Below are 12318 nucleotides of genomic sequence, written 5' to 3'. Positions count from 1 at the left end.
TCACCGAGGCAAGGGAATACGTCATGGTCGACACGACAAGCACGTTCAAGCAGGACACCGCTCCGGCAGAGCCACCGGCCACGTTGCATATCCTGTCGGCGAATCCGGGTAAGCGGCGCACCGAGATCATCTACCTGATCTGGTTCCTGTGTACCGTCCCGATCCAGGGCGCGGTCGTGTTCAACCTCAGTTACGACCACGCCAACGATGTGCTGCTGATCGGCCAGTCGCTGGTGATGGGCGTCGGCACGCTGGTGCTGCCGGTGATCTTCCGGCATCCGTCCGACCGCGGGCTACCGATCACCGAACTGTACGGATTCCGGTTCGGCATCTTCCTGACGATCTTCGCGATGCTCGGCGGCTTTATCGGCACCGACCCGTGGTACGAGGTGCTGCACGGCCATTTCGCGTTCAACACCGAGGTCAACCCCAACGGGGTGCCACTGTTCATGCTGTTTATGACGATCAGCGTGTTCGCGTTCTATTCGGTGATCCTGGGCTCCCTGTACCGTGTCATCACCGGGCTGCTGTCCCGCACAAATACCACCCTGTCAGCCGACAGCATCTGGCGCCACGCCGTGCTGTGCATCATCCTCGCGCCACTGATGCCGCTGGTGGAAACGTTCGCCTACGCCGGTCTGCTGCCGCAGAACTACTGCTTCGACAACGGCGCCGGCATGTGGGGGCTGAACGTCCTCATCTACGGAAGTTGGCATCTCGCGTCGTTGTTGTTCTATACCCGCTGGGACACCGCACCCGGCGAGCGGACGCCGCTGCAGACGATCGTCGTATCCGCCTTCGCCACCATCGGCGTGCTGATGGTCCTGATGGTGAGTACCAAAGTCTTTGTCGCACCGCATTTCGTCGAGGTCAGTCACGGCGTCCGCATGCTCAACGACTGGAGCCCCGACAACTGCCTCGGACCCAAGCCCTGAATCAGCAGTATCCACAATATGATCCCCGAGAACGGGATCCGATCGGAGATCGATATGCCCCCCTGGGAACACGAGCCCATCACCGCCGAATCCGACTATGTCGTCGTCGGATCCGGTAGCGCCGGAGCGATCGTCGCGCGCCGGCTGGCCGACTCGGGTGCGAGCGTCACCCTCATCGAGTCCGGCCGGCAGCTTCGGGGGCCGCTGGTCAATGTGCCGGGAATGTGTGGGGCCATCCACGCGGCGACAGCGTTGCAGCGGATGGTCACCTGGCCGGCCCGTACCGTTCCGCAGCGACATATGAACGGCCGCAGGCTTCCTCAGTCGCACGGTCGGGCGCTCGGCGGGGGCAGCGTCGTCAACGGTATGGCATTCGTGCGTGGCAACCGGCGCAACTACGACGACTGGGCCGAATCTGGCGCCACCGGTTGGGGTTTCGACGACGTGCTGCCCGCATTCCGCCGGCTGGAAAGCTTCGAGGACGGAGCCAGCGAATTGCGCGGCGGTGACGGCCCTATCGCCGTCGAACGCGCCACCGGCCTGGCACCGGTGACCCACGAGTTCATGTCGGCGCTGTCGGCGACCACCGGCGTCCCGTTCAACGACGACTACAACGGCGCCGAGCAGCGGGGCGTGGCCGCACTGCAGCAGAGCATCGGCGCCGGACGGCGTTACGGCACCGATCGCGGCTACCTGTGGGATGCACCGGCGAATCTGCGGGTGATCAGCGGTGTCACCGCGTCGCGGGTGGTCGTCGAGAACGGCCGGGCCACCGGTGTGGAATTGGTGCGGGGCCGGGGTGGCAAACCGGCCGGGATCGCCCGGGCCGGCCGTGAGGTGATCGTCAGCGCGGGTTCGCTCGGTTCTCCGCGCGTGCTGATGTTGTCCGGTATCGGACACGCGAATCATCTGCACGAGCACGGCATCGACGTCGTCGCCGATCTTCCGGTGGGTGACAACCTGCACGATCACCTGTTCGTGCCGATCTCGTTCCACGCACCGTCCGGCCGCCGTGCCTCGCCGGTGCATTTCGGTGCGGCACTGGCCCGGGAGATGGTGCGTCCGCAGTCGACGTATCTGGCGCACACCCTGTTCGAGGCGGTGGCGTTCGTCGACAGCGGTGTGCGCGGCGGCCCGATTCCCGACCTGCAGATGTTCATCCTGCCGCTGGGCTATCCCGAGAATCAGGACGAACCCGGACTGCACCTGGCCGAGGACACCAGCCCGTCGCTGTCGCTGCTGCCCACCATGATCTACCCGGAAAGCCGTGGCACGGTGCGACTCTCGTCGGCCGACCCGCTAGCGGCGCCGCTGATCAATCCGAACTATCTCGCCGAATCACCCGACCTGGCAACGCTGGTCGCCGGATTGGAATTGGTCCGGGACATCATCGGCCACAAGGACATCCGTGGTTCTGTAGGCACGGAAGTGTTCCCGGGAGTCGGTTGTACCGGTCCGGAGTTGGCGGAGTTCGCGCGCCGCAACGCCTCCGGCGTCTACCACCCGGTGGGCACCTGCCGGGCGGGCACCGACGAGCGGGCCGTGGTCGATCCGCAACTCCGAGTCCGCGGCATCGACGGCTTGCGTGTGGCCGACGCCTCGATCATGCCGAGCATCGTCGGCGGCAACACCAATGCCGCAGCCATGATGATCGGCGAGCGGGCCGCCGAACTGATCCTCGCCGGCGTACCCGCCTGAGCTCAGTCCGGCAGGTACACGTCGAGGAGCTTGCGCAGGCTTGCACCGACGGCCCGATCGTCGCTCAGCGGGGCGACGATCGCGGCCTCGGCGGCCTCGATGAGCGGCAGCCCCGCCTGCGCAAGACGGGCCGCGGCGATGAGCACCCGCGTCGAGGAGACCTCCCGGATCCCGGGGACGTCGAGTCGCCGGATGGCCTGTGCCAGGCGCACGAGGTCACCCGCCCGGCGCTCATCCGAACCACTCTCGGCCATGACGATCCCGACCTCGATATCCTCTGCCGGGTAGTCGAATTCGATGGCCACCATGCGCTGTCGGGTCGAGTCCTTCAGGTCTTTGAGAACACTCTGATACCCCGGGTTGTACGACACCACCAGACAGAACCCCTTTGTGGCCGTGAGTGTTTCACCCAGCTTCTCGATAGGCAACTGCCGCCGGTGATCGGCCAGCGGATGCAGCACGACGGTGGTGTCCTGCCGCGCCTCCACCACCTCGTCGAGATAGCAGATCGCGCCCTCGCGGACGGCGCGGGTCAGCGGGCCGTCCACCCATTCGGTGTCACCGCCGCGCAGCAGGTACCGGCCCACGAGATCAGCCGTCGTCAGGTCGTCGTGGCAGGAGACCGTGATGAGCGGGCGACCCAGGTCGTGGGCCATGGCCTCGACGAAGCGGGTCTTGCCGCAGCCCGTCGGCCCCTTGAGCATCACCGGCAACTGCTGGGCGAACGCCGCACGAAACACGCGCTCCTCGTTGCCGACGGCCCGGTAGAACGGCCGGGTACCCGTATCGGAAATGCTCATCGGATCTGTTGTCCTCTCTGGTATTCGGCGGATTTCAGGGCCGCCCGGAAGAGTCGGGTGATCACGGGCGCCAGCCGGTCGGGAGTCGGTACGGCGGCATGTGCGGCGGTACCGAACACCTCCCGCAGGTCGGCCGCGTCGGTGGTGGCGCCGACGGTCAGGCACAGACATCCGGTGCCCTGCGCCCGCACTTCGCCGAGTGCACGCCGCACGTCGTGCGCGCCGTGACCGAGGTCGTACCCGTGATCGAAGGCGAGCCCGTCGGAGACGACGATCAGCAGCCGCCGGGTGGTGCCGCCGTGTCCGCCGATGATGGTGGCGCCGTGCCGGATCGCCGCCCCGAGCCGCGAGTATCCGCTCGGTGTCAGGGCGTCGAGCCTGCCGAGCATCGGCAGGTCGCTGTGCTCGTCGAAGGTTTTGCACGCGGTCATCCGGACGTCGTGCCGGCCGTGGGAGGAGTAGGTGTACACGGCAACCCTGTCACCGAGCCGGTGCATCGTCGACGCCAGCGCGGCGACGGTGGTGCGCTGGTGGTCGTGCACCGGGATGCGGCCGGTGCCGGGTTCGGCGGCCGAGCCCGAGATGTCGAGGAGGATCAGCGCGGACAGATCACGACGATCGTGCACGGTGGCCAGGTAGAGCGCGTCGCCGGGGTTACCCGAAGTCCTTGTCTCCACCCGACTTTCGATGGCGGCATCGATATCGATGTCGTCACCGTACCGTTGCCGGTGCCGGGTGTCGGCGCCCGAGCCGAGCTTCGCGAGTGGTCGTCGGACACCCAGATCGGGTGGCGGCACGCTGCCGCCGGTCGCGTCGGGGTCGATTTCGCGGACCGAGCACCAATCGGCGCGGTATCTCCCGAGCCGCGAATCCCATTCCGGGTAACGGTATTTCCCGTCGTGCGGTTCGGCGCCGTCGTCGGCGACTCCCGGCATACCTGTGAAGGTTCGCGAACTCTTCGACGGCGTGCCACGACCCGGGGTGGTGTGCGCTCCGGCAGGCCCTTCACTTCTCGATTTACCTCTGCCCCGCAACAGCTTTCGCAGCAGACGCGCACCCAGCGCGGTCGCCGGTCCGTCGAACAGGAGGTCCGGTGTGTCCGGCATATCGTCGGGGTCCGGCAACCCGCGCGAGTCGCCGTCCGAATCATCGCCGCTGCCGGAGGTTTCGCCAACATCGGCACCGTGTTCGTGCGAATATGCCCGCCTGAGCGCGGCGAGCACTTCGCGGGGATGCAACTCGCCCAGGATGAAGCCGCTTTCCGGGACGGGGTTGCGGGTCCTCGCGTACGCGAGCGACTGTTCCGGCGACTGGGTCAACGTATCGATCTCGCCGGAAATCATGTGGCCCAACGATCTCGGCAGCAGGTGCCGCATCGAGGCAACCGCCCGCGGACCTTCGATCCCGAGATACCGCGACCGTACCCGACGACTGCGCAACACACCGCGCATCGACGCCTCGGACAGACTTCCCGCGCCGATCATCGATGCCTGCACCACCACCGCCTCGACAACGCGCGACGGCCCGACGTCGGGGCCGACGGTGATGGTGTGGCCGTCCGACCACACCCCGCCACCGGCCGGACCGGCGACCACCTCGACCGCCCGGCCCGCAAGGGCGGACGCGAGCAGGCCATACCGGTTCGGGCCTGCATCAGGTTCTGTCACTGGCTGGATATGTTGTGCGGAAACACTATTCGCCGGTCTTGCAGCGATCTGATTTTACGGTGACCGACGTCGGACGTCCGTCGGGTTGCCCGATCTGCCAGTCGCTCGCCTTGCCCGGGGTGAACGGTCCCTGCGCACCCTGGGATTCGTAGTAGCCCTTGGGATCCCAGGTTTTGGCCGACGGATACGGCCACGGGCAGGCGACGGTGGAGGCCGCGCCGGTGGTGCGGGCGAGCCAGAATGCCGAGCTGAAGGTCATCATCGCGATCGTCAACGCCAATACCATGACCCCGAACGTGGCCAGCGCCGGTCGGGTCCGATGCAGCCGGAAGCGTTGAGCGATCTTCTCCGCCTGCGTCTTTCCTGTGTCGTCGCGGTACAGCAGCACCGACGCGGGGATCATCACCATGGTGATCAGTACGCTGGCCATCAGCAGCGGGAACTGACTGTTCTTGCCGACGTCGATGGAACCGAACTCGACCACGTGACTGTAGGTGAGGAACTGGGTTCGCGTCAGCAGAATCTCCTGCGCCGCATCCCATATCGCGCCGATGACAAAGGTCATCATCGCTATGGTGATCAATGGATGGCGCCACACGAAAGCGGCAGGGCCGCTACGCTTCTGGATTGCCCGCAGCAGCGGCATCGCCAGGAAGTACGGCAGGAGGATGTACGGGGCGTAGATCACCGACGTCAGCGGTTCGATGATCGGAGAGATGTTGAGCCACGGGATATCCCGCGGGAAATGCCAGAGGTCGGGGTTGTAGACCAGCCCGATGGCCCAGTTGTTGATCGGATCCCACCAGAACAACGTGGTGGCGGCCAGGAGCATCAGGACGGTGGGATGTCCAGGCCTGCGCCGCCACACCATCGCCGATGCGACGACCGTGATGGCCAGCAGGACCGCACCGAGAACCTGCCCCCAGAACAGAATGTCGAGGCCCGGCCACAGCGGTTCCACTGGCGGCGGCTTGCCCACACCCGCCGGATTGGTGTTGTCGGAGCCGACCGGACCGTTGCGCTCCGCGGTGACCAGCACGATCACGGTGACGACGGCGAGCAGCACCCAGCCCATCACCGCCTTCCACGGCCACGACTTGCCCGCCTTCTGCTGTTCCACAACCGGATCCGGCTGTTCGGATAGCCGGGTGTCGGTTGATTCGGATGTCGTCATGGCACTCCAGGTGGTCGATGCGGCCCCAAAGGTCGTCGGCGAACCTCGCCTCGGCCGAAGTGTAACCCAATTAGTTCAGAAACTGAACAATATGGGGTTCGGGAGTAGGATGGCGACCCGTGACCAAGACACCCGGCTCCGACGACGTGGACATGATCGAGTTCCTCGGTGCCGCCATGGACGTGCGGCGGATCATCGCACATCTGCTGGAACCGGTCGCGCGGAACCACGGACTGTCCGAACGCACCCTCAGCATCGTCGTTCTCGCCCACGCCGGTCTCAACCGGCCGAGCCTATTGGTCGACTACCTCGGTGTCCTGCCCAGCACCATCAGCTCCGACGTCGACAAACTCGCCGGCCTCGGCCTACTACGGCGCACACCGTCGGCAACCGATCGCCGCGCCACCACCCTGGAGGTGACGCCCGCCGGCGTCGCCCTGCAGCAGCGGGTTCTCGGGGACCTGCGAGCCCACTTCGACTCCAAGGTGGCCGCCGTGTCCACCGACGAGCTGCGCGCGTGCATCACCACTCTCCACAAGATCAGCGGCGGACCGCACCCCGACCTACCCGACGAACTGTGCAATCCGTCGGCGTAGCTCCGCGTACGCTCTCAGTTCAGCGCGTAAACCCGCACGTCGGAGGCCTTGACCACAAGTTCCACATCATGCCCGGACACCAGACCGAGATCGGCGACGGCAGCCCAGGTGACTTCTGCCGCAACCGCCTGCCCGGCCACATCCGAGCGCACCAGCGCGTGCTCCCCGCGCGGGGCGACGTCGACGACCGTGCCGCGCAACACCGTTCGAGGTGATCCAGCTGCCGCATGTAGGTACACGGCCACCGCCCGTGGCGAGAACGCGGCCGCGGCCCGCTCGCCCACCGCAACCTGAGCGGACGCGGTCCCGGACACCCGCTGCCCCGTCCCGTCGACGACACCGACCGGGTCCGCGGCGTTGTCGACAGTTCCGGTGAACAGGTTCAGCCCCGACAGCGTGGCGGTGAATTGACTTGCCGGACTGGTCAATACCTCTGTGGTGGGCCCGGATTCGACGACGCCGCCATCGGCGAGCACCAGCACGTAGTCGGCGAGGCTCACCGCGTCGATGAGGTCGTGGGTGACCATGACGGTGATGCGGGAGCGATCTGCCAGTATCGACCGCAGCAGTGCCCGGAGCCTTCCGGCGACATCCACATCAAGTGCTCGAAAAGGTTCGTCCAACAATAGAATCCGCGGCTCAGCGGCGAGCGCACGGGCTATCGCGACCCGCTGTGCCTGGCCCCCCGACAATTGCGCCGGCTTACGGTCCGCGAGCTCGGTGACCTCGGTCGCCGTCATCCACCGGTCCACCCGCTTGGCCACCTCGGCCCGCGAAAGATGCTGCGCCGACGGCGCAAACGCGATATTCGACCGCACACTCAGATGCGGGAACAGCCCCGCGTCCTGCGACAACATCCCCACCCCCCGCCGATGCGCCGCCATCATCGTACCGATATCCCGAAATATACTATCGCCCAGCGTGATCCGGGTACTGTCGTCGCCGGCGACCAACCCGGCAAGCACTCTCAGCAGAGTCGTCTTCCCCGCCCCGTTGGGCCCCACTACCGCCGTCGTACTCCCCGCCGCGAACCGGTGCTCAATCCGCAACGCCGGCAAAGTATTTCGTATATCCACCTCAAGATCCATAGGTAGTCACCAATCGTGCCGAGGTGGTTCCGTCAGGCACAAAAGGTCGCCGGACCCTTCGTGACCTTCGCTCCTTCGTCGCTTCAGCCTCAGGGATCAAGATGAGTCCCCTGCAAGGCAAAGCCCAAAGCCATCCGCGCGGCCATGTATCTGTTTCGAACAGCTGCACCCCTCTTGATCCCTGAGGCTGAAGCGACGAAGGAGCGAAGGTCACGAAGGGTCCGGCGAGATGAGGCTCCCAAACCGAACACCCCGCCCCATCCCCAACCGGAACACCCCTCTTGATCCCTGAGGCTGAAGCGACGAAGGAGCGAAGGTCACGAAGGGTCCGGCGAGATGAGGCTCCCAAACCGTTCACCACGGTCACGAACCCACCGCCTTACGACGGCTGTGCACCCCGACCACGACGACCAGCGAAATCAGTACCAGCACAATGGACATGGGGATGGCCCGTTGGGGGTCGTCGATGGCGTCGACGTAGATGGCCAGGGGCGCGGTCCGGGTGACGCCGGGAGCGTTGCCGGCGAAGGTGATGGTGGCGCCGAACTCGCCGAGCGCCCGCGCGAACGACAGCACCAGCCCCGCCAGCACCGACGGCGCGATCAACGGGATGGTCACCTTCCACAGCACCCGCGTGGGCGAAGCCCCGAGCGTCGCAGCCACCTCCTCATACCGGGTGCCCGCGGACCGCAACGCGCCCTCGACGCTGATCACCAGAAACGGCAGCGCCACAAAGGTTTGCGCGAGAATCACGGCGGTAGTGGTGAAGGCGATATCGATTCCGGCCTCACGCATCGGCTGTCCGAGAATCCCGAGCTTTCCGAACGTGTACAGCAACGCGAGACCACCGACTACCGGCGGCAGCACCAAAGGCAGCAGCACCAGCGACCGAAGTACCCGCACGAGCAGGCCGTCGTGCCGCGAAAAGACCACGGCCATCGGCACTCCCAGTAGTACGCACAACCCAGTGGTGGCCGCCGACGTCTGCAGCGACAACCGCAACGCCTCCCGCGACGACTGCGAGGTCACCTGCGCGACGAACGTGTCCCACGGCGTCTTGAGCACCAACGCGAGCGGTGGGAGCACGATGACCGTGACCCCCACCGCCGCAATGAGATACACCCACCAGGGCGCCCGTCTCATGGCTTGCCGAAACCGGCCTCTCCCAGGATCTTCTGCCCGGTCTCACCGAGCACCAGTTCGGCGAACTCCTTGCCGACGGCGTCGTTGGCCGCGCCCGAAACGGTGGCGATCGGATACTTGTTGACGACCTCGGCGAATGCCGGATCGTCGACGGTGGCCACCTTGTCGCCGGCCGACTTGGCGTCGGTGACGTACACGACGCCCGCATCTGCCTGTCCGGTGGTGACCTTGGTGAGCACCGCCGTCACCGACTGCTCCTCCGAGGCCGCCTTGACAGTGACGCCGGTGTTCTTCTCGACGGTCGCGGTGGCGTTACCGCATGGCTGCGCCTCCTGGCAGACGACGGTGGTCACCCCCGCCTTGTTCAGATCAGCAAAGGACGCAATACCTTTCGGATTTCCGGGGGCGGTGACGATGACGAGCGTGTTGGTGGCGAAGATCTTCGGGTCGGTGGCCTTGTCGCCGAGCTTTTCCATGTTCTTCTCGTCTGCGGAGGCGAACACATCGGCGGGCGCGCCCTGTTTGATCTGGTTGACCAGCGTCGACGATCCGTCGAACGACAGCGACACCTTGACGCCGTCGTTCTCCTTCTCGAACTCACCCGCGATCGCGGTGAAGGTGTTCTTCAACGACGCGGCAGCGTACACGTTGAGCGTCACCGGACCGGACGCGGCCGAGCTCGACGCCGCGTCGTCACCGTCGTCGGACGAGCAGCCCGCCACCACGAGCAGGGCCGCGACCCCCAATACTGCCCCGAGTTTCTTCATCGTTGTTCTCCTTTGACTTCGACGATCACCGTCGTCGCTTTGACCACTGCCGTGGCGACGCTGCCCGGCTCCAGTGCCAATTCTCTGGCCGCTTCCGAACTCATCAGTGAGGTGACCTCGAACGGCCCGCACTGCATGGTCACCTTGGCCATCACCGTGTCGGTCTGGACGTCGGTGACCAGGCCGGTGAACCGGTTGCGGGCCGAGCGCAGCACGCCGCTGCCGTCGTCGGCGGGTTGCTGTGCGCGGCGGCGGGCGATCTCGGCGAGCGCGGCACCGTCGACGGTGGTGACGCCCTCACCGCTGGTGGCGGGCAGTTCACCGGCGGCGATCCAGCGGCGCACGGTGTCGTCGCTGACGCCGAGCAGCGTCGCAGCCTCGCTGATCCTGATCGCAGACATGGTGGCAACCATATCCGCATTCGCGGATTTTTTCGCTGACATACTCCTCACATACCGACCAGGCCCTGGGGTCCGGTATCCGGATCACGACAGTCGGCTCATCGCAAGGGACTTTCACCCGGTAAATAGGTCGCAGGTTGTCCGCTTTGCTCCCTATCCTGGGTGACCATGACCACTCCACACCGAACGCCCCTCGCCATCGAAGCGGATAACCTGGTGAAACGCTTCGGCGACTTCACCGCGGTGAACGGCGTCAGCTTCACGGTGCCGGAGGGTTCAGTCCTCGGGCTGCTCGGCCCCAACGGTGCCGGCAAGACCACCACCGTGCGCATGCTCGCCACGCTGTCACCGCCCACCAGCGGCACGGCCCGCATCGCCGGCTACGACGTCACCCGCGAACCCGACCTGGTCAGGCAGAACATGGGCCTGACCGGCCAGGCGGCCACCGTCGACGAGTATCTGACCGGCCGCGAGAACATCCGGCTGATCGGTGGTCTGTACGGCATCGGCCGTCGCGACATCGCCCGCCGCGGCGACGAGTTGCTCGAACAGTTCTCCCTCACCGACGCCGGCGACAAACAGGTCCGCTCATACTCAGGCGGTATGCGCCGACGCCTCGATCTGGCCGTCAGCCTCATCGCCGCCCCACCGGTGCTGTTCCTCGACGAGCCCACCACCGGCCTCGACCCGCGCAGCCGAAATGAATTGTGGGAAGTGTTGCGTGCGTTGGTCAATGACGGCACCACGCTGTTGCTGACCACACAGTACCTGGAGGAGGCCGATCAACTCGCCGACGACATCGTGGTCATCGACAAGGGCGAGATCATCGCGCACGGAACTCCGCTGCAGCTCAAGGAGCAGGCCGGCGCGGCCAGCCTCGAACTCACGGTGTCCGACGCCGCCGACATCGACGCCGCGGCGGCATTGCTGCGCAAGGGCGGCGGGGAGGTGTTCATCGACCGCAACGCCCGGCGACTCACCACCCCGGCCGGCGGCCTCGGCGACCTCACGCGGGCCGCCGGGTGGCTCGACGACAGCAAGATCTCCGTCGACGACCTGGGTCTGGCCCGGCCCAGCCTGGACGACGTGTTCCTCGCACTGACCGGACATCGCGCCGAGGATGACGAAAAAGACACCGACACAACCGAATCCGGCCTGGCCACCAGTGGCACCGGGACTGAGGAGAAGTCACGATGACCAGCGAATCCACCACCTCGACGGCGGCGGCCCGCACCGTGAACCGCCCGCAGATCAATCCGACCAACCTGTGGCAGCAGGCCGGACTCATGGTGTGGCGCAACCTGATCTACACCAAACGCATGCCGGAGATGCTGTCGGACGTGACGGTGCAGCCGATCATGTTCGTGCTCCTGTTCGCGTTCGTGTTCGGTGCCGCGATCGACGCCCCGGGCGCGTCGTACAAGGAGTTCCTGCTCCCCGGCATCATGGGTCAGACGATGATGTTCACCGCGTTCATCGTCGCTTCCGGCCTCACCAACGACTTGGAGAAGGGCATCATCGACCGGTTCCGGTCGCTGCCCATCCAGCGGTCGTCGGTGCTGGTGGGGCGGGCGCTGGCGAGCCTGCTGCATTCGTCTATCGGCATCGTCGTGATGGCGCTGACCGGTCTGATCATCGGCTGGCGAATCCGCACCAACGTCGTCGACGCCGTCGTCGGTTTCGCGTTGGTGCTGCTGTTCGGTTTCGGGATGATCTGGTTCGGCGTCCTCGTCGGCTCGTGGCTGCGCAGTGTCGAGGCGGTCAACGGATTCCTGTTCTCGACGCTGTTCCCGCTGAGCTTCCTGTCCAACGCGTTCGTGCCCACTGGGCCGATGCCCACGGTCCTGCGGGTCATCGCCGAATGGAACCCGATGTCCTCGCTCGTGCAGGCGCTGCGCGTGTCCTGGGGCAACGGCCCGGACATGCCCGACGCCGCACTGCCCCTGCAACACCCGGTGCTCTCAACGGTGATCTGGTCCCTCGCCCTGACCGCGGTCTTCGCCCCGTTCGCACTGCGCGCCTACACCCGCCGCACGGCCGACTGAGGAT

General features: G+C 66.1%; 12 protein-coding genes. 5 read left to right on the top strand and 7 right to left on the bottom strand.

What is annotated here, in order from left to right; genetic code table 11:
• Positions 1–23: 23 nt before the first annotated feature.
• Positions 24–935, top strand: a complete 912-nt coding sequence (locus KDB67_RS17980) for a hypothetical protein (RefSeq protein WP_291018532.1) — start codon at positions 24–26, stop codon at positions 933–935.
• A gap of 18 nt (positions 936–953) precedes the next feature.
• Positions 954–2633 carry a GMC family oxidoreductase N-terminal domain-containing protein gene (locus tag KDB67_RS17975; RefSeq protein ID WP_291018529.1) on the top strand — a complete coding sequence of 560 codons (1680 nt, stop codon included), beginning with the start codon at positions 954–956 and terminating at the stop codon, positions 2631–2633.
• 2 nt (positions 2634–2635) lie between these two features.
• Here KDB67_RS17975 and KDB67_RS17970 read toward each other — a convergent pair whose 3' ends face one another.
• From KDB67_RS17970 to KDB67_RS17960, 3 genes are read right to left on the bottom strand one after another with little or no spacing between them, the layout of a single operon-like run.
• The gene (locus KDB67_RS17970) at positions 2636–3433 is read right to left on the bottom strand and encodes a CbbQ/NirQ/NorQ/GpvN family protein (RefSeq protein WP_291018526.1); all 798 of its coding nucleotides are present in this window, start codon (positions 3431–3433) and stop codon (positions 2636–2638) included.
• Positions 3430–5100: a VWA domain-containing protein gene (locus tag KDB67_RS17965; protein ID WP_291018524.1), complete on the bottom strand. Its 1671-nt coding sequence runs from the start codon at positions 5098–5100 to the stop codon at positions 3430–3432. The genes KDB67_RS17970 and KDB67_RS17965 overlap by 4 nt, the downstream gene beginning before the upstream one ends.
• Positions 5101–5125: 25 nt before the next feature.
• The gene (locus tag KDB67_RS17960; RefSeq protein WP_291018522.1) at positions 5126–6274 is read right to left on the bottom strand and encodes a spirocyclase AveC family protein; all 1149 of its coding nucleotides are present in this window, start codon (positions 6272–6274) and stop codon (positions 5126–5128) included.
• Between the two features lie 119 nt (positions 6275–6393).
• Between KDB67_RS17960 and KDB67_RS17955 the strand changes: the two genes are divergently transcribed.
• Positions 6394–6870 carry a MarR family winged helix-turn-helix transcriptional regulator gene (locus KDB67_RS17955; protein ID WP_291018519.1) on the top strand — a complete coding sequence of 159 codons (477 nt, stop codon included), beginning with the start codon at positions 6394–6396 and terminating at the stop codon, positions 6868–6870.
• 14 nt (positions 6871–6884) lie between these two features.
• Here the strand turns inward: KDB67_RS17955 and KDB67_RS17950 are convergent, their stop codons facing one another.
• From KDB67_RS17950 to KDB67_RS17935, 4 genes are all read right to left on the bottom strand, one after another.
• Complete coding sequence (locus KDB67_RS17950; RefSeq protein WP_291018517.1) at positions 6885–7958, bottom strand: ABC transporter ATP-binding protein; 1074 nt, start codon at positions 7956–7958, stop codon at positions 6885–6887.
• Positions 7959–8321: 363 nt separating this feature from the next.
• Complete coding sequence (locus KDB67_RS17945; RefSeq protein WP_291018515.1) at positions 8322–9101, bottom strand: ABC transporter permease; 780 nt, start codon at positions 9099–9101, stop codon at positions 8322–8324.
• Entirely contained in the window at positions 9098–9868 is a 771-nt protein-coding gene (modA, locus tag KDB67_RS17940; protein WP_291018513.1) for a molybdate ABC transporter substrate-binding protein, read from the bottom strand. Before modA ends, KDB67_RS17945 begins: the two co-directional genes overlap by 4 nt.
• Complete coding sequence (locus KDB67_RS17935) at positions 9865–10269, bottom strand: TOBE domain-containing protein (RefSeq protein ID WP_291018511.1); 405 nt, start codon at positions 10267–10269, stop codon at positions 9865–9867. Before KDB67_RS17935 ends, modA begins: the two co-directional genes overlap by 4 nt.
• Before the next feature lie 168 nt (positions 10270–10437).
• Here KDB67_RS17935 and KDB67_RS17930 point away from each other — a divergent pair, with 168 nt between their 5' ends.
• Positions 10438–11466, top strand: coding sequence for an ATP-binding cassette domain-containing protein (locus tag KDB67_RS17930; protein ID WP_291018509.1), 1029 nt, complete (start codon positions 10438–10440; stop codon positions 11464–11466).
• Positions 11463–12314 carry an ABC transporter permease gene (locus KDB67_RS17925; protein ID WP_291018507.1) on the top strand — a complete coding sequence of 284 codons (852 nt, stop codon included), beginning with the start codon at positions 11463–11465 and terminating at the stop codon, positions 12312–12314. Before KDB67_RS17930 ends, KDB67_RS17925 begins: the two co-directional genes overlap by 4 nt.
• Positions 12315–12318: the final 4 nt, after the last annotated feature.

It is taken from the genome of Gordonia sp. (in: high G+C Gram-positive bacteria) (genome assembly GCF_020438995.1).
Lineage (GTDB): Bacteria > Actinomycetota > Actinomycetes > Mycobacteriales > Mycobacteriaceae > Gordonia.
This window is presented reverse-complemented; position numbering and strand designations above follow the sequence as displayed.

What these genes read in the sequence shown, in the direction of transcription:
- KDB67_RS17980 (WP_291018532.1), top strand. Translation starts at nt 24, where the DNA reads ATGGTCGACACGACAAGCACGTTCAAGCAGGACACCGCTCCGGCAGAG.
- modA (WP_291018513.1), bottom strand. Translation starts at nt 9,868, where the DNA reads ATGAAGAAACTCGGGGCAGTATTGGGGGTCGCGGCCCTGCTCGTGGTG.
- KDB67_RS17945 (WP_291018515.1), bottom strand. Translation starts at nt 9,101, where the DNA reads ATGAGACGGGCGCCCTGGTGGGTGTATCTCATTGCGGCGGTGGGGGTC.
- KDB67_RS17975 (WP_291018529.1), top strand. Translation starts at nt 954, where the DNA reads ATGATCCCCGAGAACGGGATCCGATCGGAGATCGATATGCCCCCCTGG.
- KDB67_RS17970 (WP_291018526.1), bottom strand. Translation starts at nt 3,433, where the DNA reads ATGAGCATTTCCGATACGGGTACCCGGCCGTTCTACCGGGCCGTCGGC.
- KDB67_RS17960 (WP_291018522.1), bottom strand. Translation starts at nt 6,274, where the DNA reads ATGACGACATCCGAATCAACCGACACCCGGCTATCCGAACAGCCGGAT.
- KDB67_RS17935 (WP_291018511.1), bottom strand. Translation starts at nt 10,269, where the DNA reads ATGTCTGCGATCAGGATCAGCGAGGCTGCGACGCTGCTCGGCGTCAGC.
- KDB67_RS17925 (WP_291018507.1), top strand. Translation starts at nt 11,463, where the DNA reads ATGACCAGCGAATCCACCACCTCGACGGCGGCGGCCCGCACCGTGAAC.
- KDB67_RS17930 (WP_291018509.1), top strand. Translation starts at nt 10,438, where the DNA reads ATGACCACTCCACACCGAACGCCCCTCGCCATCGAAGCGGATAACCTG.
- KDB67_RS17950 (WP_291018517.1), bottom strand. Translation starts at nt 7,958, where the DNA reads ATGGATCTTGAGGTGGATATACGAAATACTTTGCCGGCGTTGCGGATT.